The sequence below is a fragment of the Streptomyces viridosporus T7A genome, assembly GCF_008704515.1.
Taxonomy (GTDB): domain Bacteria; phylum Actinomycetota; class Actinomycetes; order Streptomycetales; family Streptomycetaceae; genus Streptomyces; species Streptomyces viridosporus.
In genome coordinates this window covers 2,160,877-2,185,658 of record NZ_CP023700.1, presented here as the reverse complement: position 1 = coordinate 2,185,658, position 24,782 = coordinate 2,160,877, and the positions used below count along the sequence as shown (strand labels likewise).

Below are 24,782 nucleotides of genomic sequence, written 5' to 3'. Positions count from 1 at the left end.
CCGGCTGTCACGCGTGCGCGGGCGGGCGCCGATCGGATACGAAGGGCACATGGCGGTCCTCGTCGCGCTCGGCGCGTTCCTGATGACGCTGGCCGGCGGCTGGACGGCACACCGCGTGACCGACCGCCGTCACCTGGTGCTGGGCCTGGCCGGCGGGCTGATGCTCGGCGTCGTCGGCCTGGAACTCCTCCCGGAGTCCCTGGAGACGGCCGGCACCGAGGTGCACGGCGTGCCGGCGGCCCTGCTGCTCTTCGTCGCCGGCTTCCTCCTCGCCCACCTGGTGGAACACCTGCTGGCCCACCGCCCCCGGGCCCTCGGCCCCGCCCGGGCGGGGGAGACCCCCACGGCCGCGCACGGCGCCGGGGAGACCGACGGCCGCACCCCCGAGGTGGGCCTCACGGCCGCCGCCGCGATGGTCGGCCACAGCGCCATGGACGGCGTCGCGATCGGCGCCGCCTTCCAGGTCGGCGGCGGCATGGGCGCCACCGTCGCGATGGCCGTGATCGCGCACGACTTCGCGGACGGCTTCAACACCTACACGCTGACCCGGGTGTACGGGAACGCGCACCGCCGGGCGCTGGCGATGCTCCTCGCGGCCGCGGCGGCCCCGGTCGCGGGCGCCGCGTCGACCCTGTTCGTCACCATTCCGGAGCCGCTGCTCGGCGGCTACCTCGGCCTGTTCGGCGGCGCGCTGCTGTATCTCGCGGCGGCCGAGATCCTGCCCGAGGCCCACCACGCGCACCCGGCCCGCTCGACCCTGCTGTGCACGGTCGCGGGGGTGCTGTTCGTCTGGCTGGTGGTGGGCGCCGCGCACTGACCGGCCCCCGCGCGGGCTCGTCCGGTTCACAGCTTGCCGCCCCGCCCGCCGTCGCGCCGCGGCGGCGCGATGAGCGTCGAGAGGTAGGGCAGGGGCGTCCCGTCCAGCTCGGCGGCCGGCCGGACCGACTCCTCCGGCAGCCCGAGCGCCGACCCCCACACCGCGTCGCCGATCCGCCCGGTCTCCCGCAGCGCCTCGGCCACCTCGCCCGCCTGCCGCCCGAACTTGTACGCGACGACGGTCCCGGGCCCGGCGAGGGCGTCCTTGAGCACGGCCGCCCCGGCGGTCACCGGCACCAGCGTGAGCGGCTCGGTCCCCTCGGTGAGCACCGCGCCCGACCGCGCCGCGAGATCCTGCATGGCGGTGATCCCCGGCACGGTCTCCACCACCGTCCCCGGCACCGACTCCGCGACGGTCTGGGCGAGATACGTGAACGTCGAGTACACGTTGGGGTCCCCGATGGTCGCGAAGGCGACGGACCCGTGCTCCCGCAGCAGCCCGGCGACCCGCTCCCCGGCCGCGTCCCAGGCGGCCTCCCGGCGCGCCCGGTCGGTGCGCTCGTTCAGCGCGAACACCACCCGGACCACCTTCCGGGCGGGCACGTAGTGCAGCACGGTCGCCTCGGCCCGCCCCCGCTCACCGGTGTCCATCACGGGCACGACGACGACCTCGGCCGCGCGCAGGACGTTCACGCCCTTCACGGTCACCAGTTCCGGGTCGCCCGGCCCGACCCCGACCCCGATCAGCCTGCTGCTCATGACGTCCGGCACCCTTCCACGAACCGACGGGCGACACCGGGCGCGGACGCCCAGTGCGTGTGCAGGTAGCTCGCGTGCACCCCGTGCTGTACAAAACCCTCGACGCGCCGCTCGGGCGCCCGTATCCCCCAGGCGGGCGCGGCCCCGGCCCCCGGCTCCACGACGGTCCGGTGGAACTCGTGCCCGCGCATCCGCGTCCCGGCGGCGGCCAGCGCACCGTCGGTCACGGCCACGGCGTCCCGGTAGCCCAGCGTCAGCCGCTCGGACATCCGCGCGGAGGCGTCCAGCACCCCGCACAGGGGCAGGCCGTCCAGCTCCCGGCACAGGTACAGCAGCCCGGCGCACTCGGCGGCGACGGGCGCCCCGCTCCCGGCGAGGGCGGCCACCGCCTTCCTGAGCGGCTCGTTGGCGGACAGCTCGGCGGCGTACACCTCGGGGAACCCGCCACCGATCACCAGCCCGCGCACACCGTCGGGCAGCCGCTCGTCCCGCAGCGGGTCGAAGACGACGACCTCGGCCCCGGCGGCGACGAGCAACTCGGCGTGCTCGGCGTAGGAGAACGTGAACGCGGCCCCGCCGGCCACGGCCACCACCGGCCCGTCCGGGGACGCCTCCCCGTGCGAAGAGCCCGGGGGAGTGCGGTGCCGGCCGGGGGCGTGGGAGGCGGAGCCCCCGGAGGCCGGGACGGGAAGGGGCGGCGGGGGCGGGGAGGTCAGAGCCCCGGCCGCGTCCCAGGCCGCGCCCGGCAGCGCACCCGCGCCCCGCGCCAGTGCGACCAGCCCCTCCAGGTCGCACCCGGCCTCCACCCGCGCGGCCATCGCCGCGACGGCGTCCACCGCCGCGGCCCGCCGCTCGGCGACCGGCACCAGCCCCAGGTGCCGCGACGGCACGGCGACCTGCCCGGCCCGCCGCACCGCACCGAGCACGGGCACCCCGACGGAGTCCAGCGCCTCCCGCAGCAGCGCCTCGTGCCGGTCCGACGCGACCTTGTTCAGGATCACGCCCCCGACCCGCACCTCCGGGTCCCAGCTCACGAACCCGTGCACCAGCGCCGCCACCGACCGCGACTGCGACGACGCGTCGACGACCAGCACCACCGGCGCCCGCAGCAGCTTCGCCACCTGCGCGGTGGACGCCAGCTCGCCCTCCCCGGCGGCCCCGTCGTACAGCCCCATCACGCCCTCGACCACGGCGATGTCGCACCCGCGCGCCCCGTGCAGGAACAGCGGAGCGATCAGCTCCGGCCCGCACAGGTACGCGTCGAGGTTGCGCCCCACCCGCCCGGTGGCGAGCGCGTGGTACCCGGGGTCGATGTAGTCCGGGCCCACCTTGTGCGGGGACACGGCGAGCCCCCGCGCGGCGAGCGCGGCCATCAGCCCCGTGGCGACGGTGGTCTTGCCGCTGCCCGAGGAGGGCGCGGCGATCACCAGCCGGGGCACGGACGGGGACGGGGTCACCACTCGATGCCCCTCTGCCCCTTCTGTCCGACGTCCATGGGGTGCTTGACCTTGGACATGTCGGTGACGAGGTCGGCGAGGCCGACGAGCTCCTCCGGCGCGTTCCGCCCGGTGATCACCACGTGCTGGGTGCCCGGCCGGTCCCGCAGCACGGACACGACCTCGTCGGTGTCGACCCACCCCCAGTGCATCGGGTAGGCGAACTCGTCCAGCACGTACAGCCGGTACGTCTCGGCGGCCAGGTCCCGCTTGACCTGCTCCCAGCCCTCCCGGGCCTTCTCCTCGTTGTCCATCTGCGCGTCGCGCTGCACCCAGGACCAGCCCTCGCCCATCTTGTGCCAGGCGACGGTCCCGCCCTCGCCGGAGTCGCCGAGCACGCGCAGCGCCCGCTCCTCGCCGACCTTCCACTTGGCCGACTTGACGAACTGGAACACCCCGATCGGCCACCCCTGGTTCCAGGCCCGCAGCGCCAGCCCGAACGCGGCCGTCGACTTGCCCTTCCCGACCCCGGTGTGCACGACCACCAGCGGCCGGTTGCGCCGCTGACGGGTCGTCAGTCCGTCGTCCGGTACGACGCTCGGCTGTCCCTTCGGCATTACGCGGCCCTCCTCGAAGCACCGGCTCCCTGCACGTCCCTGACCAGCCCGGCGATCGAGTCGGCCCGCAGCTCGTCCAGCGTCACCGCGGTACCGCCCAGCTCACCGGCCAACTGCCCGGCGAGCCCCAGCCGCACCGGACCCGACTCGCAGTCCACGACCACGGATGCGACCGACCCGGCCGCGAACAGCCGCGCGGCCCGCCCGGCCAGCGCGACCGGCTCCGGGCCGCCGGTGGCCCGTCCGTCCGTCACCACCACGAGGAGCGGACGCCGCGCCGGATCGCGCAGCCGCTCCACCCGCAGCACGTCGTGCGCCTTGAGCAGCCCGGCCGCCAGCGGGGTGCGCCCGCCGGTCGGCAGCGACTCCAGCCGCGCCGCCGCCGCGTCCACCGACGACGTCGGCGGCAGCGCGACATCGGCCGCCGACCCCCGGAAGGTCACCAGCCCCACCTTGTCCCGCCGCTGGTAGGCGTCCAGCAGCAGCGACAGCACGGCGCCCTTCACGGCGCTCATCCGCTGCCGCGCCGCCATCGACCCGGAGGCGTCGACCACGAACAGCACGAGATTGGACTCGCGGCCCTCGCGCACCGCCTGCCGCAGATCGTCCCGCCGGACGACCAGCCCCGGACCGCCGCGCCCCCGGGCCCGCTGGTGCGGCGCCGCCGCCCGCACGGTGGCGGCCAGGTGCACCTTGGTCAGCGCGCCCCGGGGCCGGCGGGCCCCGGTGGTCCGCCCGTGCTCCGTCCGTGCCCGCGAACGGCGCCCGGCAGCACCCTCGCCGAGGCCCGGCACGCTCAGCGCCTTCGTCCGGAACGGCTCCCCGGCCCGTACGGCCGTCTGCTCCCCGGCGCCGGGCCCCGCCTGCGGTTCCCCGTCCTCACCGGCCTCGGGCCGCGCGGCGGTGTCGCCCCCCTGGGGGCCGTCCTCGGGCGCCGGCCGCCCACCGGGCCCGCCCGGCCCCGGATCGGGGTCGTCGTCGCCCTCGCCCGGGTCGCCGAACTCCTCCAGCGTCTCGTCGAGCTTGTCCTCGTCCAGTCCCGGCGCGTCGAACGGGTTCCGCCGGCGCCGGTGCGGCAGTGCCAGCAGCGCGGCCTGCCGCACGTCCTCCGCCAGCACCTCCGTCCGCCCGGCCCAGGCCGCCAGCGCGGTCGCCGTGCGCGCCATCACGATGTCGGCCCGCATGCCGTCCACCTCGAAGGCCGCGCAGGTCGCCGCGATCTGCCGCAGCGCCCCGTCGCCCAGACGCACCTGCGGCAGCAGCTCCCGCGCGGCCACGATCCGCGCCCGTACGGCGGCCTCCTCGTCGGCCCAGCGGGCGGCGAAGGCGGCCGGGTCGTCGTCGTACGCCAGCCGCCGCCGGACGACCTCCACCCGCTGGTCGGGCTCGCGCGAGGCCGCGACCTCGACGGTCAGCCCGAACCGGTCGAGGAGCTGCGGCCGCAGCTCGCCCTCCTCGGGGTTCATGGTGCCGACCAGCAGGAACCGGGCCGCGTGCCGTACGGAGACGCCCTCGCGTTCGACGTAGGAGGCGCCCATCGCCGCCGCGTCCAGCAGCAGATCGACGAGATGGTCGTGGAGGAGGTTGACCTCGTCGACGTACAGGATTCCGCGGTGCGCGTCGGCGAGCAGGCCGGGCTCGAACGCCTTCACGCCCTCCGCCAGCGCCCGCTCGATGTCCAGCGCGCCCACGAGCCGGTCCTCGGATGCGCCGACGGGCAGCTCGACCATGCGGGCGGGCCGCGCCGTACCGTGGCCGCTCTCGTGCGGACCGTCCGGGCAACCGGGGTCCGGAGCCGACGGGTCGCAGGAGAAACGGCAGCCGGGGACCACGGCCACCTTCGGGAGCAGCGCCGAGAGCGCCCGCACCGCCGTCGACTTGGCGGTGCCCTTCTCGCCGCGCACCAGCACACCGCCGACGGCCGGGCTCACCGCGTTCAGCAGCAGCGCCAGGCGCAGGTCGTCCTGACCGACGACCGCCGTGAACGGAAAGGGGGTGGTCACTTGTCGTCGCCCTCCAGATCGCCTTCGAGTTCCAGGTAGGTGGCGCGCAGCCTCTCCAGCGTGTCGGCGTCCGGCTCCGCCCACAGTCCGCGGTCGGCGGCCTCCAGGAGCCGCTCGGTGATGCCGCGCAGGGCCCACGGGTTGGACTTCTTCATGAAGTCCCGGTTCTCCGGGGCGAAGACGTACTCGGCGCTGAGCTTCTCGTACATCCAGTCGTCGACGACCCCGGCGGTCGCGTCGTACCCGAACAGGTAGTCGACGGTGGCCGCCATCTCGAAGGCGCCCTTGTAGCCGTGCCGCCGCATCGCCGCCATCCAGCGCGGGTTGACCACCCGGGCGCGGAACACCCGGTGCGTCTCCTCGCCCAGCGTGCGGGTCTTCACCTGGTCGGGAGTGGCGGAGTCACCGACGTAGGCCTCGGGTGAGGCGCCGGTCAGGTGCCTGACCATGGCGACCATGCCGCCGTGGTACTGGAAGTAGTCGTCCGCGTCGACGAGGTCGTGCTCCCGGGTGTCGACGTTCTTCGCCGCCACCGCGATCCGGCGGAACGCCGTCTCCATGTCCCCGCGCGCCGCCCGCCCGTCGAGCCCGCGCCCGTAGGCGTAGCCGCCCCACACCGCGTACACCTCGGCGAGGTCGGCGTCGGAGCGCCAGTTGCGGGCGTCGATCAGCGGCAGCAGACCGGCACCGTACGCGCCCGGCTTGGAGCCGAAGACGCGGGCCGTGGCCCGGCGCCGGTCGCCGTGCTCGGCGGTGTCCTCGTCGGCGTGCGCCTTCACGAAGTTCCGGTCGGCCGGCTCGTCCCGCTCGGCCACCGCCCGTACCGCGTCGTCGATCAGCCCCACCACGTGCGGGAACGCGTCCCGGAAGAACCCGGAGATGCGGACCGTGACGTCGATGCGCGGCCGGCCCAGCTCCTCCAGGGGAACCACCTCGAAGCCGGTCACCCGGCGCGAGGCGTCGTCCCACACCGGCCGGCACCCGAGCAGCGCCAGGATCTCGGCGATGTCGTCGCCCTGGGTGCGCATCGCGGACGTCCCCCACACCGTCAGGCCGACGGACTTCGGGTACTCACCGGTGTCGCTCAGGTACCGCTGCACCAGCGAGTCCGCCAGCGACTGCCCGACCTCCCAACTCAGCCGCGAGGGAATCGCCTTGGGGTCGACGGAGTAGAAGTTCCGCCCGGTGGGGAGCACGTTGACCAGCCCGCGGGTGGGCGAGCCCGACGGTCCCGCCGGGACGTAACCGCCGTCCAACGCGCGGAGGATGTGCCCGATCTCGTCGCTCGTGCGCGCGAGCCGCGGCACGACCTCGGTGCAGGCGAACTCCACCACGGCCTCCGCGTCCGGAAGCCCGGTGCCCAGCACCTCCCGCACGAGGGCCGGGCCCTCCGCGGCCGCCCAGCCGCGCTCCTCCATGCCCTGGGCGATCCGCCGGCACAGCTGCTCCAGCAGGTCGATCGCGTCGGAGGCGGTGCGCGCGGGGCCGTCCACCAGGTCCGTCAGCTCCACCGGCGCCTTCACCGGGGCGCCGGGCTCGGCCAGCAGTTCCTTCTCCACCAGTCCGAAGTGCTCGGCCAGCGAGGCCCGCAGGCCCGGCAGGGCGTTCGCCTGCCCGCCCCACACCTGCGAGGCGCGCAGCACGGCCAGCACCAGGTTCACCCGGGGCTCACCGACGGGCCCGCCGCCCAGGACGTGCAGGCCGTCCCTGATCTGCACGTCCTTGATCTCGCACAGGTAGCCGTCGATGTGCATGACGAACTCGTCGAAGTCGTCGTCGCCCGGCTGTTCGTCGACGTGCAGGTCGTGGTGGAGCTCGGCGGCCTTCACCAGCGTCCAGATCTGGGCGCGCACCGCCGGGGCCTTCGCCGGGTCCAGGTCGGAGACCAGCGCGTACTCGTCGAGCAGCTGCTCCAGCTTCGCCAGGTCGCCGTAGGTGTCCGCGCGCGCCATCGGCGGGACGAGGTGGTCGACCACCGTGGCGTGCCCGCGCCGCTTGGCCTGGGTGCCCTCGCCGGGGTCGTTGACGATGAACGGGTAGACCAGCGGCAGGTCGCCGAGCACCGCGTCCGGCGCGCACCCGGCGCCCAGCCCCAGCCCCTTGCCCGGCAGCCACTCCATGGTGCCGTGCTTGCCCATGTGCACGATCGCGTCGGCGCCGAAGCTGTTCTCCAGCCACCGGTAGGCCGCCAGGTAGTGGTGCGACGGGGGCATGTCGGGGTCGTGGTAGATGGCGATCGGGTTCTCGCCGAAGCCGCGCGGCGGCTGGATCATCACGACGACGTTCCCGAACTGGAGGGAGGCCAGCACGATGTCGTCGCCGTCGACGTACAGCGAGCCCGGCGGCTCGCCCCACGCCTCGGTCATCGCCTCCCGCAGCTCCGGGTCCAGCTTCTCGAACCAGGCCCGGTAGTCCGCCAGTGGCACCCGCGCGGGCGCGGCGGCCAACTGGTCCTCGGTCAGCCACTCCACGTCGTGGCCGCCCGCTTCGATGAGCCGGTGGATCAACTCGTCGCCGTTGTCGGGGTACCCGTGCACCCCGTACCCCGCGTCCCGCAGCGCGTCCAGCACCCGCACCGCCGAGGCGGGCGTGTCCAGGCCGACCGCGTTGCCGACGCGCGAGTGCTTCGTCGGGTACGCGGTGAAGACGAGCGCGAGCTTCTTCTCGGCGTTCGGCTTGTGCTTCAACCGGGCGTGCCGTACGGCGATCCCGGCGACGCGTGCGGCCCGTTCCGGGTCGGCGACGTAGACCGGGACGTCGTCCGGGCCCTGCTCCTTGAAGGAGAACGGGACCGTGATCAGCCGCCCGTCGAACTCCGGGATGGCGACCTGCATCGCCGCGTCCATGGGGGACAGGGCGGCGTCGGACTCCTGCCAGGCGGCGCGCGAGGAGGTGAGGCAGAGGCCCTGCAGCACCGGCACGTTCAGATCGGCCAGCGCCCCGATGTCCCAGGCCTCCTCGTCCCCGCCCGCCGACGCCTGCGAGGCGTGCGTGCCGCCGGCCGCGAGCACCGTGGCGACCAGGGCGTCGGCCCGCGACAGCAGCGCGTAGAGCTCCGCGTCGGCACCGCGCAGCGAACCGCAGTACACCGGGAGGGCGTTGGCCCCGCGGGCCTCGATCGCGTCGCACAGCGTGTCCACGAAGGCGGTGTTGCCGCTCAGTTCGTGGGCCCGGTAGAAGAGCACGCCGACGGTCGGGCGCCCCGGCTCCAGGGCGCGGGTGCCGTGGACGCCGTACTCCGGCATCTTCCGCGGCCCTTCGAAGCCCTCGCCGGTCAGCAGCACGGTGTCCGACAGGAACCGGGCCAGCTCGGTGAGGTTGTCCGGGCCGCCCTCGACGAGGTAGCGCAGCGCCTCCGCCACGACTCCGGCCGGCACCGTCGACTCGGCCATCAGCTCCGCGTCCGGCACGCTCTCCCCGCCGAGCAGCACCGCCGGGACCCCGGACGCCTTCAGCGCCGCGAGCCCGTCCTCCCAGGCCCGCTTGCCGCCCAGCAGCCGTACGACGGCGAGGTCCGCGCCGTCGAGCAGCGCCGGCAGTTCCTCCGCCACGTCCACCCGGGTCGGGTTGCCGATCCGGTAGGCGGCGCCGGAGGCACGGGCCGCCAGCAGGTCCGTGTCGGCGGTCGACAACAACAACACAGTGCTCATGCGGGCGCTCCCGGTGGAATGAAAGGCAGTCCTTGCGGCGCGCCCGACTCGATGAGCCGCCACAGCGCGTCCGTGTCCGCGTGCTGTTCGATGAGATCGCCGAGCCGGTCGAGCTGCTCCTCGCGCAGCGCGGCGAAGGAGGTGTCCGGGGCGGGCGTGAAGCGGCGTCCCGCGGCGGCGGCCACCTCGCGCAGGAAGGCCCGGCGGAAGCCGTCCGACTCCAGCGAGCCGTGCCAGTGCGTGCCCCAGGTCTGTCCGACCCGGCAGCCGTCCAGGCCGTGTCCCCGGTCGTCGGAGAAGAACGTCTCCCCGCCGGTCACCTCGGCGACCCCGTGATGGATCTCGTACCCCTCGACCCGCTCGCCGAGGGCCTGCCCGGTGGGCCGGGCGAGCGTCTTCTCCCGGGCGAACCGCACCCGCACCGGCAGGATCCCGAGGCCGTCCACGTGCCCCCGGCGGCTCTCCACGTCGTCCTCGATGTGTTCGCCGAGGAGCTGGAAGCCGCCGCAGATCCCGAGCACGGGCCGTCCCCCGGCGGCCCGCCGCGCCAGCGCGTCCGCGAGTCCGCGCTCGCGCAGCCACTGCAGCGCCCGCACCGTGCCGCGGGTCCCGGGCACCACCACGAGGTCGGCGTCGGCCAGTTCCTCGGGCCGGTCCACGAACCGCACCACGACCCCCGGTTCGGCGGCGAGCGCGTCCACGTCGGTGAAGTTGGACATCAGCGGCACCGCGCACACGGCGACCCGCAGCACGTCCTCACCGACCGGCGCGGCCACCGCGGACTCCCGTACGGCGCCGCGCAGCGACACCCTGAGTCCGTCCTCCTCGTCGATGCCGAGCCCGTGCCGGAAGGGCAGCACGCCGTACGTCCGCCGCCCGGTCAGGCCGTGCAGCATCTCCAGTCCGGGTTCCAGCAGCGACACGTCGCCGCGGAACTTGTTCACCAGGAACCCGGCGACCAGCCGCTGGTCCTCGGGGGAGAGCAGGGCGACGGTGCCGAAGAAGGAGGCGAAGACGCCGCCCCGGTCGATGTCGCCCACCACCAGGACCGGCAGCCCGGCGTTCCGGGCGACGCCCATGTTCACGATGTCCGTGCGGCGCAGGTTGATCTCGGCCGGGCTCCCGGCCCCCTCGCAGATCACCGCGTCGTACGTGTCCCGCAACTGCTCCAGGCAGTCCAGCACCGTGCCCAGCAGCCGCTGTTGACGTCCTCCGTGGTAGCCGCGCGCGCTCATCTCCCCGACGGGCCGGCCCAGCAGCACCACCTGGCTGCTGCGCTCCCCGCCCGGTTTGAGCAGCACCGGGTTCATCAGCGCGGTCGGCTCGATCCGGCAGGCCTGGGCCTGCATGGCCTGCGCCCGCCCGATCTCGGCGCCCTCGCGCGTCACGAACGAGTTCAGCGACATGTTCTGCGCCTTGAACGGCGCGACCTTGACGCCCTGCCGCACCAGCCACCGGCAGATCCCGGCGGTCACCACGCTCTTGCCGGCGTCCGAGGTGGTCCCGGCGACCAGCAGACCCCCACCGTTCACGCCGCACGTCCCTTCACGGCGAGCCGCGCGGCGGCACCGACGCCGAGCGCGAGCCAGCCGACCCGTCGCGAGAGCCGTACCGCCCGGTCGATGTCGCGCACGGTCACCGCCCGGCCGCCGCCGTTGAGGACGGGCCGGTGCTCGGTCCGCCCGCCGTAGGACAGCGTCCCGCCGAGCCGCACGCCGAGCGCGCCCGCGAAGGACGCCTCCACGGGGCCGGCGTTGGGGCTCGGGTGCAGGGCTGCGTCCGCCCGCCACGCCCGCACGGCCCCGCGCGGGTCCGGTCCGGTGAGCGCGGCGAGCACGGCGGTCAGCCGCGCCCCCGGCCACCCGGCCACGTCGTCGAGGCGGGCGGAGGCCCAGCCGTAGCGGCGGTAGCGGGGGGACTTGTGGCCGACCATCGCGTCCAGCGTGTTGACGGCCCGGAAGCCGAGCAGGCCCGGCACCCCGGCGACGGCCCCCCACACCAGCGCGCCGACGACGGCGTCGGAGGTGTTCTCGGCGACGGACTCCACCACCGCGCGGGCGATCCCGTCGGCGTCCAGCGCCTGCGGGTCCCGCCCGCACAGGTGGGGCAGCCGCACCCGCGCCGCCTCGACGTCCCCGGCCTCGAGGGCCCGCCCGACGGCCCGGGCCTCGCGGGCCAGCGACGTCCCGCCCACGACGGCCCAGGTGGCGGCACCGGTCAGGGCGACGGAGGCGGCGGGGGAGGACCGCACGCAGCGGGCGGCCAGACCTCCCAGCGCGACGGCCCCGCCGACGCAGACGGCGGTGTGCACCGCGCCCCGGCCCCGGTCGTCCCGCCACAGCACCCGTTCCACGGCAGCCGCGGCCCGCCCGAAAGCGGCGACCGGGTGCCCGCGGCGGGGATCGCCGAGCAGCAGGTCGCCGAGGAGGCCGGCGGCGGCGCCGTACGCGAACACGCGATCGGCACCCATGGGGTCAGCCGGTCGTGGATCCGGCGGGAATTCCGGTGCGAGGGGCCCCGGGACGGGGCGGAGCGTCGCTGGTCGACCTCAACAGGCAGCCGCGCATGGCGTTGTGTCCTCACTCAGGGTGTCCACGCCCTGGCTCGACGAGACCGGCGGCGAGAGTTCCTGGCTCCCGGGGCGAACGCCCCGGTGACAGTGGCGGGACCGCGCCGGACTCTCACCGGCTTCCTCTCCTGCCGCCGTATTGGCTGAGGCAGTCCACCACGGCCGTGGAAGAACCGTCAACTTGCCGTTGACCTGCGAGGCTGAAGTGTGCCGAGGCCCACAGAGGTGCGCCGGTGGGGGAACGGCGGGCGGGAGCCGCGAACGCACGCGGACGGGCGGTGCGGGGCCGAAGCCCCCGCACCGCCCGTCGGACGGAGACGACCCGCGGTCAGGCCATGATCAGGGAGATCCCGTACGCCACCGCCGCCGCGCACGCCGCGAAGCAGGTGTAGGCGCCGGTGACCGCCAGGGCCGCGGGCCGGCCCTGGGCGGCGGCCCGGTCGCGGTGGGACAGACCGGCGATGCCGAGGGTGAACAGGCCCACCAGGGCCACGGTGACCACGAGGCTGACGCCGAAGACGGAACCGAGGGCCGCCCAGTCGATCTGCATGGTGCTCTTCTTCCTTCGTGCCGGGTCGCGGTCAGACGGTCGTCTTGGTCGGCGGGTCGGTGGCCACCTGCTCCGGGAAGGCGGCCGCGAACTCGTCGGTCACGGTGCCGGCCGGGGGCGGGGTCACGGCGGCCACCGCCTGGGTCACCACGCCGGACGGCTCCTCGCCGGAGGCGTCGGTGTCGTTGACGTTGGTGTGGTCGACGATCTCGCGCCGGGAGATCTTCCAGATCGCCGCGCTGGAGACGACCAGGAAGACGGCCACCACGGCGGTGCCCCAGGAACCGAAGCCGCAGATCCACTCGGCGATCGCCGCGACCAGGGCGGCGGCGGGCAGCGTCAGGCCCCAGGCGACGAACATCCGGGTGGCCGTCGACCAGCGGACGACACCGCCCTTGCGGCCCAGGCCGGCGCCCATCACGGCACCGGAGACGGAGTGCGTGGTGGACAGCGAGAAGCCGAGGTGGGAGGAGGCCAGGATGACCGTCGCGGCGCTGGTCTGGGCGGCGAAGCCCTGCTGCGGCTGGAGGTCGGTCAGGCCCTTGCCCATGGTGCGGATGATGCGCCAGCCGCCGAGGTAGGTGCCGAGCGCGATGGCGACGCCCGCGGAGACGATGACCCACAGGGGCGGGTCGGAGTCGGGGGCGAGGGCGCCGCCGGCGACCAGGGCCAGGGTGATGATGCCCATCGTCTTCTGGGCGTCGTTGGTGCCGTGGGCCAGGGAGACCAGACCGGCCGAGGCGATCTGGCCGGCGCGGTAGCCCTTCTCGGCGGCCTCGCCGTCGGCCTTCTTGCCCATCCGGTAGGTGAGCCGGGTCGCGAGCATCGCGGCGACGCCGGCGACCAGCGGGGCGGCGATCGCGGGGATCAGCACCTTGGTGACCAGGACGTCGCCGTGCACCGCGCCGACGCCGGCGGAGGCGACGGTGGCGCCGATCAGACCGCCCATGAGGGCGTGCGAGGAGCTGGACGGCAGGCCGACCAGCCAGGTGAGGAGGTTCCAGAGGATCGCGCCGACCAGGGCGGCGAAGATGACCTCGGGACGGATGCCGGCCTCGTCGACGAGGCCCTTGGAGATCGTGTTGGCGACCTCGACCGACAGAAAGGCACCGACGAGGTTCAGCACGGCGGACATGGCCACCGCGACCTTGGGCCTCAGCGCACCGGTCGAAATGGTCGTCGCCATCGCGTTCGCGGTGTCGTGGAAACCGTTCGTGAAATCGAACGCGAGTGCGGTCACCACCACAATCGCGAGGATCAGCGAGAAGCTTTCCATTTACCCAGGCATTCGTTCGAGGTCATTGGCTGGACGAACGTAGGTAACCAGGGTGAACGGAAGATGAACTGGAATGGGCATCACGGTGACCGTAAGAGGGGGTGGTTGCTCCGCCGGACGGCGCAACCGCCGCCGTGTCCGGCGGACGGCCCCGTGCTGGGGCGCCGAGCGGCCCGCTGAGGCCTCTTCAGCCGATCGAGTGGACCGCCGAAGTGGTTTCCGTCACCCGGGAGCGTGCCGCCTGACAGGATCGCGGCATGGCAGGACAGCGGTGGGACGGACGGGAGGCGCCGGGCGCCGGGCGCCGGGTGCGCGAGGAGGAGGCGCGGGCCTGGGCGGAACTCGTCGAGACCGCGCGCCGGACCGTCTTTGACGGACTCGTCGTCGGCACCTCCGGCAACGTCTCGGTGCGGGTCGGCGGGACCGTCCTGGTCACCCCGTCGGGAGTGCCGTACGACCGGCTGACGCCGGACGACGTGACCGGTGTCGACCTCGCCGGCCGGCAGGTCCTCGGCTCGCTGGTCCCGACCAGTGAGCTGCCCCTGCACCTCGCCGTCCACCGGACGACCGGCGCGCGCGCCGTCGTGCACACGCACGCCGTGCACGCGACGGCCGTCTCCACGCTCGTCGACGAGCTGCCGCTGATCCACTACATGGCCGCGGCGCTGGGCGGCCCCGTCCGGGTCGCCCGCTACGCGACCTACGGCACGGACGAACTGGCCGAGAACATGCTCCGCGCCCTCGACGGCCGCACCGGCTGCCTCCTGCAGAACCACGGCACCGTCACCCACGGCACGACCCTCGCCCAGGCCTACGACCGCACGGCCCAGCTGGAGTGGATGTGCCGCGTCTGGCTGACCGCCTCGTCGGTCCCGGGCCTGTCCCCGCACCTGCTGTCGCCGCAGCAGGTGGCGGAGGCGGCGGAGCGCCTGCGGGGGTACGGGCAGCGGGGGTGAAGCCCGCCGGAGCGCGCCCCGGCGGGCCCGTCGCCCCGGCGGGTGATCCCCGCCGCCCACTGGCCGGTCCCGGGCTCCGCCGGGACACTGGTCTTGTGCGCACTGCCAGAGCGACGGCCGCTGCCGTCACCGCCGTGATAGGGGCCGGCGCCGCCGCCGTGGCCGCCGGCCGGCTCGCCAGCGACGCCGCCCTCAAGGTGCCCCCGGGCGGGCCCCTGCCCACCGAACCCCGGCTCACCGTCCACGGCACCGCCGCGGGCCAGGTCAGCCTCACCCGCGACCTCGCCGCGCTGCGGCCCGGACGCCACGGCCTCACCGGTGACGGCTTCCACGCGGTCGTCGGGCCCGTGCTGGCCGGCACCTCCGACTCCGCCGACACCGTGGTGCGCCGCCTGGAACACGTCACCTACGGCACCCCGGAGCCCGGCGACCGGGCGTGGCTCACCCCGAACCTGTACGTCGGCGACCCCGGCACCGCCCTCGGCCTGGACCACACCGACCTCGTCATCCCCGGCGACCTCGGCCCGCTTCCCGCGTGGTTCGTGCCGGGCGTCCGGGACACCTGGGTGATCGCGGTGCACGGTCTGGGCACCACCCGGGAACACACCATGAACGTCATGGAGTTCCTGCACCGCCACCGCTTCCCCGTGCTCGCCCTCGCCTACCGGGGCGACCCGGACGCCCCGCGCTCCCCGGACGGCCTCCACCACCTCGGCGAGACCGAGTGGCACGACCTCGACGTGGCGCTGCACCACGCGGTGGGCGCCGGCGCCCGGCAGGTGGTCCTGTACGGCTGGTCCACGGGCGCGACCATGGCGCTGCGCGCCGCCGCGCGTTCCATGGCGCGCGAGCACATCGCCGGGCTGGTCCTGGACTCCCCGGTGCTCAGCTGGGACGCGACGCTGCGCGCCCTCGCCGCGGGCCGCACCCCCGGCGTACTGCTGCCGCTCGCGGTCCGCGCCGCGCAGGGGCGCACCGGCCTGTACGGCGACCGCGGCCCCGGCGTCCTCCGTCCGGAGCACGTCACCGTCCCCACCCGGATCTTCCACGGCCCCGACGACACGGTGGCCCCCTGGCGCTTCTCCCGCCGCCTGGCCGCCGCCCACCCGAACACCGTCACGCTGCACACGGTCAGGGGCGCTCCCCACGCGGCGATGTGGAACGCCGACCCGCACACCTATGAAGAGGCCCTGCGGCGCTTCCTCACCCCCCTCATGTGACCGCGGTCCGCGGCGGCCGATCAGCCGGTCCCGAGGATTCCGTTTGGCCCCGCGCCACTGGCCTGTTCTCCCCCCTCCGGCCACCGCCGGGCCCCGTGCGTTGGCCATCCCGCTCGCCCACCGTGACATTCCGTTTGGGTTTTCGGACCGCCAACCGCAAGACTGCACTCGTGACGTCCCGTATCCCGCGCGACTCCAGGCTTCGACTCGTCCGCCCACGACCCCTGGCCGCCGCCCCCAGAGCGATGAACCAGCGGCGCCCGCGCCGCCCCGCGCCGCGCCCCCCGGAGGGCACCCCGGCCCCGGCCGAGCTGGCCAGAATGGCACGCTCCGGTCTGGCCGGCGCGGCCCGCGTCGCCCGCTGGGCCGACGCCGCCCTCGGCCCCGGCCGGGCCGGGGCCACCGCCGACGGCAAGGCCATCCTCTCCGACGCGACGGCGGAACGGGCGGCCCGTGAACTGGGCCTGACCCCGGCTCAGGTCCGCGCCGACTGGGACACCGCCCGCCTGGCCGGCCTCATCGAGGTGCACGGCGGCACCGCCCGCCCCGGCTGGCGGCTGCGCGCCTGGGACCGCGACGACAGCGCCGTGCTGCGCGGCTGGGTCGCCCTCTTCGACGCCTGGTCGCTGGCCCATCCGGAATCCGAGGAGTACGAGCCCGCCGCCGTCGCCGAGGTCGTCTCGGCCATGCCCCAGGTGCTCTCCTTCCTCCAGCTGTCCGCCGGCCCGGTGCCCGTGCCGCAGCTCCTCGACCTCCTGCAGCAGCGGGTCACCGAACTCCGCACCGAGCGCTGCGAGGTCGACTACGCCCCGCAGCCCCGGGCCGCCCACCGTCCCGCGCCCGCCGACCCGGCCGCCGCCGACGCCCCGCTCGAGCCGCTGCTCGACTGGGCCCTGCGCGCCCTCGCCTCCGTCGGCGCCCTCACCTACGGCGACGGGCAGGCCACGCTCACCCCGCTCGGCAGCTGGGCGGTGTGGGTCAAACTGGAGCAGATCTGCGTCGCCGCGCAGAGCCCCGCCGGGAACATCGAGCAGGGGGCCGAGGACATGCTCCGCGGCTGTGCCCAGCTGCGGCCCAACGCGGCCCGCGCCGAGTACCGCGCCTGGCTGGCCGCCCGCCCGGTCGGCAGCGCCGTCACCGAGCTGATCGGCGCCGCCCGGGGCGAGGACGCCCTGCTGCGCGGTCTCGCCTTCGAAGCCCTGCGCTTGGTCGGCGCCCCCGCCGAGCCCGAGGTCCGCGCCGTGCTCGACGAGCCGACGCTGCGGCCCTACGCCCTGCTGTGGCTCGCCGAGCACGAGGGCGCCGACCCCGAGGACGCCCCCGCGGTCCTCACCCGGGAGGAGGCGACCTGGCTGTGGGTGGACACCGCGGCCGCCGTCGCCGACCACGGCGAGGCCCCGCTGCTGGTCCGGCACCTGGAGTCCGCGGTGCAGCCGACCGTGCCCGCCCTGCTCAACGAGGTGCGCGCCGTCGGTCACCCGCGCACCGTGCAGGTCCTGGTCGCGCTCGCCGCCGCGCATCCCGACCCCGCCCTGGCCAAGGCGGTCCGCCGGGCCGCCTTCCAGGTGCACACCGGGGGCTGACACCGCCGACGGCCCCCCTCAGGTCCCGACCCCGGGCGCGTACGTGCCGAAGCCCCAGACATTGCCCTCGAGGTCCCGGGCCAGGTAGTCCCGCGAGCCGTGGTCCTGGTCCGTCGGAGGCATCAGGATCTCCGCGCCCCGCTCCACCGCCCGCCGGTGGTGTGCGTCGACGTCGTCCACGACGATGTACACCCCGGCCGGGCCCGCGTCCTTCATCGCGGTGTCGAACACCCCGCCGCGGCCCCGGGAACCCAGCATCACCGCGCCGTTGCCCTGCGCCAGTTCGGCGTGCATCACCGTGCCGTCCTCGCCCTCGTACACCGACAGCTCCGTGAACCCGAAGGCCTCCGTGAGCTGCCGGACCGCCGCCTTCGCGTCCGCGTACAGCAGCGTCGGGAAGACGCTCGGACGTCCGCCGCCCGTGCCTGCCATGGCGATCACTTCCTCGTGTGTCGTAGCCGGACATCACCGGACATTCCCTTCGCCGCTCAGTGTGGCACCGGTCACTGGCGGCGCCCCGGATCGTTCGTGCGGGAAGGGGGCGGGCGGGGCGCGGCCGAACGCCGCGCGCGGGAAAACCGGTTGCACGGCCCCGTTAGAATGGCTCGCATGGCCATTCTCCTCGCGCATTAAACGGCGGGAACGTCCTCAGCCGCCCGTCCCGCCACCCTCCCCCGGACCCTCGACCCCGTTCGAGCAGGGGACCCCCACCGCCCAGGAGTCTGTCCGTGATCTCCGCCTCCGGCATCGAGCTGCGCGCCGGTGCCCGTGTCCTCATCGAGAACGCCACCTTCCGCGTCGCCAAGGGCGACCGCATCGGCCTGGTCGGCCGCAACGGTGCGGGCAAGACCACCCTCACCAAGGTCCTCGCCGGCCAGGGCATCCCGGCCGCGGGCACCGTCACCCGCTCCGGCGAGGTCGGCTACCTCCCCCAGGACCCCCGCACCGGCGACCTCGACGTCTTCGCCCGCGACCGCATCCTCTCCGCGCGCGGCCTGGACGTGCTGATCCGCAAGATGCGCGAGAACGAGCAGCGCATCGCCAACGGCCAGGGCGCCACCCGCGAGAAGGCGCTCAAGCAGTACGAGCGCCAGGAGACGGAGTTCCTCACCAAGGGCGGATACGCCGCCGAGGCCGAGGCCGCCACCATCGCCGCCGCGCTGAACCTGCCCGACCGGGTGCTCGGCCAGCCGCTGCACACGCTCTCCGGCGGTCAGCGCCGCCGGGTCGAGCTGGCCCGGATCCTGTTCTCGGACGCGGACACGCTGCTGCTGGACGAGCCGACCAACCACCTCGACGCCGACTCGATCGTCTGGCTGCGCGACTACCTCAAGACCTACCGCGGCGGCTTCATCGTCATCTCCCACGACGTCGACCTGGTCGAGACGGTCGTCAACAAGGTGTTCTACCTGGACGCCAACCGCGCCGCCATCGACGTCTACAACATGGGCTGGAAGCTCTACCAGCAGCAGCGCGAGGCCGACGAGAAGCGCCGCAGGCGCGAGCGGCAGAACGCCGAGAAGAAGGCCGCCGCGCTCAACGCGCAGGCCGACAAGATGCGCGCCAAGGCCACCAAGACGGTCGCCGCGCAGAACATGGCCCGCCGTGCCGAGCGCCTGCTGGCCGGCCTGGAAGAGGTCCGCCAGTCCGACAAGATCGCCAAGCTGCGCTTCCCCGAGCCCGCCCCCTGCGGCAAGACCCCGCTGATGGCCGAGGGCCTGTCGAAGTCGTACGGCTCGCTGGAGATCTTCACCGACGTCGACCTGGCCATCGACAAGGGTTCCCGGGTCGTCATCCTCGGCCTCAACGGCGCGGGCAAGACCACGCTGCTGAGGCTGCTGGCCGGTGTCGAGCAGCCGGACACCGGGGCCGTCGTCCCCGGCCACGGCCTCAAGCTCGGCTACTACGCCCAGGAGCACGAGACCCTCGACCCCGACCGCACGGTCCTGGAGAACATGCGCTCCGCCGCGCCCGACATGGACCTCGTCGAGGTCCGCAAGGTGCTCGGCTCGTTCCTGTTCTCCGGCGACGACGTGGACAAGCCCGCCGGTGTCCTCTCCGGCGGCGAGAAGACCCGCCTGGCGCTCGCCACCCTGGTGGTCTCCTCGGCGAACGTGCTGCTGCTGGACGAGCCGACCAACAACCTCGACCCGGCCAGCCGCGAGGAGATCCTCGGCGCCCTGCGCACCTACAAGGGCGCGGTCGTGCTGGTGACGCACGACGAGGGCGCCGTCGAGGCGCTCCAGCCGGAGCGGATCATCCTGCTGCCGGACGGCGTCGAGGACCTCTGGGGCTCCGACTACGCGGACCTCGTCGCCCTCGCCTGAGCGGACGCCGGGTCGTCCGGATCGTCCGGGCCGTCCGCGAGCGGTCAGTCCGGGTTGATCGAACGGATGATCCACAGCGTATGGATCATTCGGCCCATCGGTGATCCATCATTCGTGTGAGATCTCCTCGTACCGAGGTGTGTCCTACAACGAAATGACGGCCGCGTCCCCGCGCACGGGGGCGCGGCCGTCGCGCCTTTCTGACCTGGGACTTCGCGCAGGAACCCGTTCGGCGGTATCGGCGGCACCGGCTGGAACCTGTAATTCCGTTTGTGGGGATGCGCTCCTGTCGTCACAACCTTGTCTCACGGACCTTGCCGAATGGGTGGCCATGAAGGCCGGGAGGGGTGATCATGAGGAGACCAGAGCGCACTTCCCATGAGGAGGCACGGGTGGCCGAGACTCTGAAGAAGGGCAGCCGGGTGACCGGCGCCGCGCGCGACAAGCTCGCGGCAGACCTGAAGAAGAAGTACGACGCCGGTGCGAGCATCCGGGCGTTGGCCGAGGAGACCGGCCGCTCGTATGGCTTTGTGCACCGCATGCTCAGCGAATCGGGTGTCACGCTCCGAGGGCGTGGCGGGGCGACACGGGGCAAGAAGGCTCCTACGGCCTGACCTCGGGCGCCCCTCGATCCCGATGGTGACCACCCGGTCGGCCGATTGACCGGCCGGGTGGTTACTGTGCAGTCACTTGGCTGTGCCGCAGGACGGCTCGACGCCGCCGTACGGCACGGAAGACGACCGCACCCATCGGAGGCGCCCCATGGCTTCGTCCGCCCAGGACCTCGGTCCGGTACTCGACAAGGACGGCGTACGGCTCACCGTCGACGACGCGATCGCCACGGTGACGCTGACCAACCCGGCCAAGCGCAACGCGCAGGGCCCCGCTCTGTGGCGGGCGCTGACCGAGGCGGGCCGGCTGCTGCCGGGCTCCGTCCGGGTCGTGGTGCTGCGCGGCGAGGGCAAGTCCTTCTCCGCCGGGCTCGACCGGCAGATGCTCACGCCCGAGGGGATCGAGGGCGAGCCCTCGTTCCTCGACCTGGCGCGCAGCGCCGAGGCCGGACTCGACGCGACCATCGCCGAGTACCAGGAGGCGTTCACCTGGTGGCGGCGCAACGACATCGTGTCCGTCGCGGCCGTGCAGGGACACGCCATCGGGGCCGGTTTCCAGCTGGCCCTCGCCTGTGACCTGCGCGTCGTCGCGGACGACGTGCAGTTCGCCATGCGCGAGACCAGCCTCGGGCTCGTCCCGGACCTGACCGGCACCCATCCGCTGGTCGGGCTCGTCGGGTACGCCCGCGCGCTGGAGATCTGCGTGACCGGGCGCTTCGTCGCGGCCGAGGAGGCGGTGAACACCGGCCTGGCCAACCTCGCCGTGCCCGCCGCCGAACTGGACGCGGCGGTGCGGGACCTGGCCGCGGCGCTGCTGGCCGCGCCCCGGGACGCGGTGATCGAGACCAAGGCGCTGCTGCGCGGCGCGCAGGAGCGTACGTACGAGGAGCAGCGGGCCGCCGAGCGCGCCGCACAGGGCCGCCGTCTGCGGGACCTGGCCGGCCTCGGCGAATAACCCACCGGGCGCCGGCGGCGCCCGGCGCCGTCCGGCGGCCGGCGGGGGAGCGGCGGCCGGTCAGTCGACCTCCGTGACCAGGACCGCCACCGTGGGGCGGTCCGGCAGCGCCCGGGACACCGCCGCGCGGACCGCCCGGGCCACGTCCAGGGCCCGGTGGTCCCTCCGGACCGCGAGGTCCACGCGCGCGTGGCGGTGGGGCAGCGCGGCCCCGCCCGCCCGCTCCGTCAGCCGCACCGGGCGGTCCGGCGCGCCCGTCAGCCGGGCCACCCCCGGGACGGCGAGTACCGCCGCCCTCACCCGGTCGGCCTCGGAGTCACCGGGCCCGACGGCCGGGGGCGCGGGCTCCGGTGGCGGCGCGGCGGGCGGGACCGGTGACGGCTCCTCCTCCAGGAGCTCCGCCACCCGCAGGTCCACCTCCGCGACCGACAGCCCGATCCGTTCCGCCGCGGCGTCCGCCAGTGCCGTACGCAGGCGGGACGCCGTCGCCGGCAGCGGCTGTGCCGCCGTGGCCGCGAACTCCGCGGTCAGCCGCAGCGCGCCCGGCGGCAGCGCGCTCGGCGGGGGCGGGACGGCCGGCTCGTCCGCCCGGTCCGGGTCGGCGAGCGCGATCCGCAGTCCGTCCAGGCGGACGTCCGGCACCTCACGCGCCATCGCGTGCCGCAGGACGCTCTCCGCGGCACGTTCCGCGATCCACGCGCCGTCGCGCGGGCCGCCCAGGGGCAGGAACCTGCCCAGACCCACCTGCTGTCGCACCGCTTGCGCCCACCGATCCGCCGTCATTCCTCCAGATTGCCGCATAAGTGGCGCAATACCGCGTAACCCCGCATAACGTGGTCAAGGAGGACGATCGAAGGGACCGTGACGATGACGGACATGACCGGCGAGGGCTCGACGCGAGCCCCCGGGACCGAGAAGAACCTCTCGGAGACCACGGTGCGCAAGGACCGGGGGACCCGGCGCGGCGGCGGCGATCCGGCCAGCCGTGGCCGCACCACCATCGCCGACGGCGTCGTGGAGAAGATCGCGGGAATGGCCGCGCGGGACGTGCCCGGCGTGCACGCCCTGGGCAGCGGGCTGTCGCGGACCATCGGTGCCGTGCGCGACCGGGTGCCGGGCGGCTCGAAGTCGGTGACGCGCGGGGTCAAGGTCGAGGTCGGCGAGGTGCAGACCGCGCTCGACCTGGAGATCGTCGTCGACTACGGGGTGTCCATCTCCGACGTCGCCAGCGACGTGCGGGAGAACGTCATCGCGGCGGTCGAGCGGATGACCAGCCTCGAGGTGGTCGAGGTCAACATCGCGGTGAGCGACGTGAAGCTGCCGGACGAGGAGGAAGAGGAGCCGGAGTCGCGGCTCCAGTGAGGCACGGGCGGGGGGAGGCCCCGCCCGGACGGCGCACCACCGAGGAGCTGAGGAGCGCACCATGAGCATGGCCGTGGTCGGCATGGTGGCCGGCATGGCACTGGGCTTCGCCGGGTACTTCGGCGGATTCTGGGCCTTCTTGCTGGTGGCGGCCCTGGGGGCGGTCGGGTTGGTCGTCGGGCGGTTCCTCGAGGGGGACGTGGAACCCGGCGACTTCTTCCGTCCCCGTGGCCAAGGGCAGCGGTGACGGCGTTGTCGGCGATGAGCGCGGGGGCGGGTGAACCGGGAGGGAGCCCGGCCGGTGTCGCACCGGGCGAGCGCGGCGCGCTCAGGATCGCCGACCGGGTGGTGGCGAAGATCGCCTCCCGGGCGGCCCTCGAGGCGGTCGGCACGCTGCCCCCGGACGCCGCCCCGCCGCACGCCACGGTCGTCGTCCACCACGGCAGCGCCAGGGTCCGGGTGCAGGCCGAACTCGACTACCCCGGCGACATCGGCGGCCGGTGCCGAGAGGTGCGCCGCCGTGTGGTCGAGCGGGTGAGCACCCTGGCGGGCATGCGGGTCCCGGAGGTCGTCGTCCAGGTGGAACGGCTGCATCTGGCCGCCGAGTTCCGGGCGGCGCGGGAGAGGGTCCGATGAGCCGACCCCAGGACACCGGGGAACCCGCCGGCGCGGTCCTGCAGCAGCCCCCACCGCCCGTGCGGGACGCCGGGACCGAGGAGGGCGGCAAGGGCGGGGCGGGCCGGGCCCGGCGCTTCTGGTCGGCCCGCCGTGTCCCCGCGGGCCTGCTCGCGCTGCTGACGCTGCTGATCGCGGGCGTGTTCCTGTACGACATCGCCGCGGTGCGCGCCGGCCGGTCCGCGATGGCCTGGCGCCGGGAGCTGGCCCGGCAGTTGGCCGAGCGCCCCCTGGACGACGTCTGGGTGCTGGTCGGCGCCGGGGTCGCCGCCGCACTCGGCCTCTGGCTGCTCCTGCTCGCCCTGACGCCCGGCCTGCGCTCCCTGCTCCCGATGCGCCGCGTCCGTCCCGACGTACGCGCCGCACTGCACCGGGACGCCGCCGCGGTGGTGCTGCGGGACCGGGCCATGGAGGTGGCCGGCGTGCAGTCGGTCCGGGTGCGGATGAAGCGGGCCAGGGCCGACGTCCGCGCGGTGTCGCACTTCCGCCCGCTGGACGAGGTGCGGGCCGACCTGGGCGCGGTGCTCGACGACGCGGTCCGGGGGCTGGGCCTGGCCCGGACGCCCGCGCTGTCGGTGCGTGTGCGGCGGCCCGGCCGGAAGGGGTGAGGGCGGTGCTCGGACGGATCAATCGGGTGCTGCTCGCGCTCGCGGGCCTGGTGCTGGTCGCCCTCGGCGGGTCCGTGCTGGCGATCGGGCTGGGAGCGCCGGCACCCTCCTGGTGGCTGCACGGCGGGCGACACGACGTGCTGCTGGACGAGGCCGAGCGGACCCGGTGGCGGGACGAGGGCTGGTGGTGGCCGGTCGTCCTCGCGGTCCTCGCCGTCCTGGTCCTGCTCTGCCTGTGGTGGCTGGTCGCGGTGGTGCGCCGGCGGCGTTCGGCCGAGGTGCTGGTCGACACCGGTGACGGCGACGGCGCGGTGCTGCGCGGCCGGGCGCTGGAGCGGGCCCTCACCGAGGAGGCGAGCCAACTCGACGGCGTCGCACAGGCCCGCGTCCTGCTCACCGGCCGCCGCACCGCCCCGAGCGCCCGGATCCGCCTCCGCCTGGAACCCCATGTGGACCCCGGAACCGCCCTGCACGCCCTCACCACCGGCGCCCTGACCCACGCCCGCGACGCGGCGGGCCTCGCCGCCCTGCCGTCCGAAGTGCGCCTGCGGGCGGTCAAGCACCGTGCGGAAAGGGTGAGTTGAGCACCCTTCCGGGCTGAATCCCCTTCCGGGCTGAATCCCCTTCCGGGCTGAGCACCCTTCCAGGGTGAACCCCTTTCCGGGCTGAGGACTCCTCCGGGCTGAGCACCCCTCCGGGTCGAGCACCCTTCCGGACCGAGCGGCGCCGTCCGTGGAGGCCGTGACGGGCGGGCCCGTCGGCACGCCGTGCCGCCACGCGCGCGGCCGGGCCGACGGCGGCGCGGGCGC

23 protein-coding genes and 1 riboswitch are annotated in these 24,782 nt (G+C 74.7%); of the genes, 12 read left to right on the top strand and 11 right to left on the bottom strand.

Going from position 1 to position 24,782, the window contains the following annotated elements; all coding sequences use genetic code 11:
* Positions 1 to 49: 49 nt before the first annotated feature.
* Positions 50 to 817, top strand: coding sequence for a ZIP family metal transporter (locus tag CP969_RS10290; protein WP_016826840.1), 768 nt, complete (start codon positions 50 to 52; stop codon positions 815 to 817).
* 26 nt (positions 818 to 843) lie between these two features.
* Here CP969_RS10290 and cobI read toward each other — a convergent pair whose 3' ends face one another.
* The 9 genes from cobI to CP969_RS10245 all read right to left on the bottom strand — a co-directional run bounded on the left by cobI (position 844) and on the right by CP969_RS10245 (position 13,676).
* Positions 844 to 1,575 (bottom strand): precorrin-2 C(20)-methyltransferase, encoded by a 732-nt coding sequence (gene cobI / locus CP969_RS10285; protein WP_004989783.1) that lies wholly within the window; start codon positions 1,573 to 1,575, stop codon positions 844 to 846.
* On the bottom strand, positions 1,572 to 3,035 hold the full coding sequence (locus tag CP969_RS10280; protein ID WP_016826842.1) for a cobyrinate a,c-diamide synthase: 1,464 nt from the start codon (positions 3,033 to 3,035) through the stop codon (positions 1,572 to 1,574). The genes cobI and CP969_RS10280 overlap by 4 nt, the downstream gene beginning before the upstream one ends.
* Complete coding sequence (gene cobO, locus CP969_RS10275) at positions 3,029 to 3,628, bottom strand: cob(I)yrinic acid a,c-diamide adenosyltransferase (protein ID WP_016826843.1); 600 nt, start codon at positions 3,626 to 3,628, stop codon at positions 3,029 to 3,031. Before cobO ends, CP969_RS10280 begins: the two co-directional genes overlap by 7 nt.
* Positions 3,628 to 5,631, bottom strand: coding sequence for a putative cobaltochelatase (locus CP969_RS10270; protein ID WP_016826844.1), 2,004 nt, complete (start codon positions 5,629 to 5,631; stop codon positions 3,628 to 3,630). The genes cobO and CP969_RS10270 overlap by 1 nt, the downstream gene beginning before the upstream one ends.
* Positions 5,628 to 9,281, bottom strand: a complete 3,654-nt coding sequence (gene cobN, locus CP969_RS10265; protein WP_039831249.1) for a cobaltochelatase subunit CobN — start codon at positions 9,279 to 9,281, stop codon at positions 5,628 to 5,630. The genes CP969_RS10270 and cobN overlap by 4 nt, the downstream gene beginning before the upstream one ends.
* Positions 9,278 to 10,813, bottom strand: coding sequence for a cobyric acid synthase (locus CP969_RS10260; protein ID WP_016826846.1), 1,536 nt, complete (start codon positions 10,811 to 10,813; stop codon positions 9,278 to 9,280). Before CP969_RS10260 ends, cobN begins: the two co-directional genes overlap by 4 nt.
* Complete coding sequence (locus CP969_RS10255; RefSeq protein ID WP_016826847.1) at positions 10,810 to 11,751, bottom strand: cobalamin biosynthesis protein; 942 nt, start codon at positions 11,749 to 11,751, stop codon at positions 10,810 to 10,812. The genes CP969_RS10260 and CP969_RS10255 overlap by 4 nt, the downstream gene beginning before the upstream one ends.
* A 131-nt stretch (positions 11,752 to 11,882) precedes the next feature.
* A riboswitch (cobalamin riboswitch) is annotated at positions 11,883 to 12,023 on the bottom strand.
* A 155-nt stretch (positions 12,024 to 12,178) separates the two neighbouring features.
* The gene (locus CP969_RS10250; protein ID WP_004989801.1) at positions 12,179 to 12,400 is read right to left on the bottom strand and encodes a hypothetical protein; all 222 of its coding nucleotides are present in this window, start codon (positions 12,398 to 12,400) and stop codon (positions 12,179 to 12,181) included.
* Positions 12,401 to 12,431: 31 nt separating this feature from the next.
* Positions 12,432 to 13,676, bottom strand: a complete 1,245-nt coding sequence (locus CP969_RS10245) for an inorganic phosphate transporter (protein ID WP_016826848.1) — start codon at positions 13,674 to 13,676, stop codon at positions 12,432 to 12,434.
* A 257-nt stretch (positions 13,677 to 13,933) separates the two neighbouring features.
* Between CP969_RS10245 and CP969_RS10240 the strand changes: the two genes are divergently transcribed.
* From CP969_RS10240 to CP969_RS10230, 3 genes are all read left to right on the top strand, one after another.
* The gene (locus CP969_RS10240) at positions 13,934 to 14,632 is read left to right on the top strand and encodes a class II aldolase/adducin family protein (RefSeq protein ID WP_016826849.1); all 699 of its coding nucleotides are present in this window, start codon (positions 13,934 to 13,936) and stop codon (positions 14,630 to 14,632) included.
* A 95-nt stretch (positions 14,633 to 14,727) separates the two neighbouring features.
* The gene (locus CP969_RS10235; RefSeq protein ID WP_026085295.1) at positions 14,728 to 15,852 is read left to right on the top strand and encodes an alpha/beta hydrolase; all 1,125 of its coding nucleotides are present in this window, start codon (positions 14,728 to 14,730) and stop codon (positions 15,850 to 15,852) included.
* Between the two features lie 170 nt (positions 15,853 to 16,022).
* Positions 16,023 to 17,435 carry a hypothetical protein gene (locus CP969_RS10230; RefSeq protein WP_171817507.1) on the top strand — a complete coding sequence of 471 codons (1,413 nt, stop codon included), beginning with the start codon at positions 16,023 to 16,025 and terminating at the stop codon, positions 17,433 to 17,435.
* A gap of 18 nt (positions 17,436 to 17,453) precedes the next feature.
* Here the strand turns inward: CP969_RS10230 and CP969_RS10225 are convergent, their stop codons facing one another.
* On the bottom strand, positions 17,454 to 17,867 hold the full coding sequence (locus CP969_RS10225; RefSeq protein WP_016826852.1) for a VOC family protein: 414 nt from the start codon (positions 17,865 to 17,867) through the stop codon (positions 17,454 to 17,456).
* A gap of 296 nt (positions 17,868 to 18,163) precedes the next feature.
* Between CP969_RS10225 and abc-f the strand changes: the two genes are divergently transcribed.
* The 3 genes from abc-f to CP969_RS10205 all read left to right on the top strand — a co-directional run bounded on the left by abc-f (position 18,164) and on the right by CP969_RS10205 (position 21,328).
* Positions 18,164 to 19,762, top strand: a complete 1,599-nt coding sequence (abc-f, locus tag CP969_RS10220) for a ribosomal protection-like ABC-F family protein (RefSeq protein WP_016826853.1) — start codon at positions 18,164 to 18,166, stop codon at positions 19,760 to 19,762.
* Positions 19,763 to 20,154: 392 nt separating this feature from the next.
* A complete protein-coding gene (locus CP969_RS10210; protein ID WP_016826854.1) occupies positions 20,155 to 20,376 on the top strand; it encodes a helix-turn-helix domain-containing protein in 222 nt (73 codons plus the stop codon).
* 148 nt (positions 20,377 to 20,524) lie between these two features.
* A complete protein-coding gene (locus tag CP969_RS10205) occupies positions 20,525 to 21,328 on the top strand; it encodes an enoyl-CoA hydratase/isomerase family protein (RefSeq protein ID WP_016826855.1) in 804 nt (267 codons plus the stop codon).
* A gap of 60 nt (positions 21,329 to 21,388) precedes the next feature.
* Here the strand turns inward: CP969_RS10205 and CP969_RS10200 are convergent, their stop codons facing one another.
* Complete coding sequence (locus CP969_RS10200; RefSeq protein WP_026085297.1) at positions 21,389 to 22,111, bottom strand: hypothetical protein; 723 nt, start codon at positions 22,109 to 22,111, stop codon at positions 21,389 to 21,391.
* Between the two features lie 84 nt (positions 22,112 to 22,195).
* On the opposite strand from CP969_RS10200, the gene CP969_RS10195 reads away from it, so the two are divergent.
* The 5 genes from CP969_RS10195 to amaP all read left to right on the top strand — a co-directional run bounded on the left by CP969_RS10195 (position 22,196) and on the right by amaP (position 24,557).
* Complete coding sequence (locus CP969_RS10195; protein ID WP_016826857.1) at positions 22,196 to 22,690, top strand: Asp23/Gls24 family envelope stress response protein; 495 nt, start codon at positions 22,196 to 22,198, stop codon at positions 22,688 to 22,690.
* Between the two features lie 61 nt (positions 22,691 to 22,751).
* Entirely contained in the window at positions 22,752 to 22,937 is a 186-nt protein-coding gene (locus CP969_RS10190; protein ID WP_004989831.1) for a hypothetical protein, read from the top strand.
* Positions 22,938 to 22,942: 5 nt separating this feature from the next.
* On the top strand, positions 22,943 to 23,326 hold the full coding sequence (locus tag CP969_RS10185) for a hypothetical protein (protein WP_039831250.1): 384 nt from the start codon (positions 22,943 to 22,945) through the stop codon (positions 23,324 to 23,326).
* Complete coding sequence (locus CP969_RS10180; protein WP_016826859.1) at positions 23,323 to 23,973, top strand: DUF6286 domain-containing protein; 651 nt, start codon at positions 23,323 to 23,325, stop codon at positions 23,971 to 23,973. Before CP969_RS10185 ends, CP969_RS10180 begins: the two co-directional genes overlap by 4 nt.
* On the top strand, positions 23,970 to 24,557 hold the full coding sequence (gene amaP, locus CP969_RS10175) for an alkaline shock response membrane anchor protein AmaP (RefSeq protein WP_016826860.1): 588 nt from the start codon (positions 23,970 to 23,972) through the stop codon (positions 24,555 to 24,557). Before CP969_RS10180 ends, amaP begins: the two co-directional genes overlap by 4 nt.
* Positions 24,558 to 24,782 lie beyond the last annotated feature (225 nt).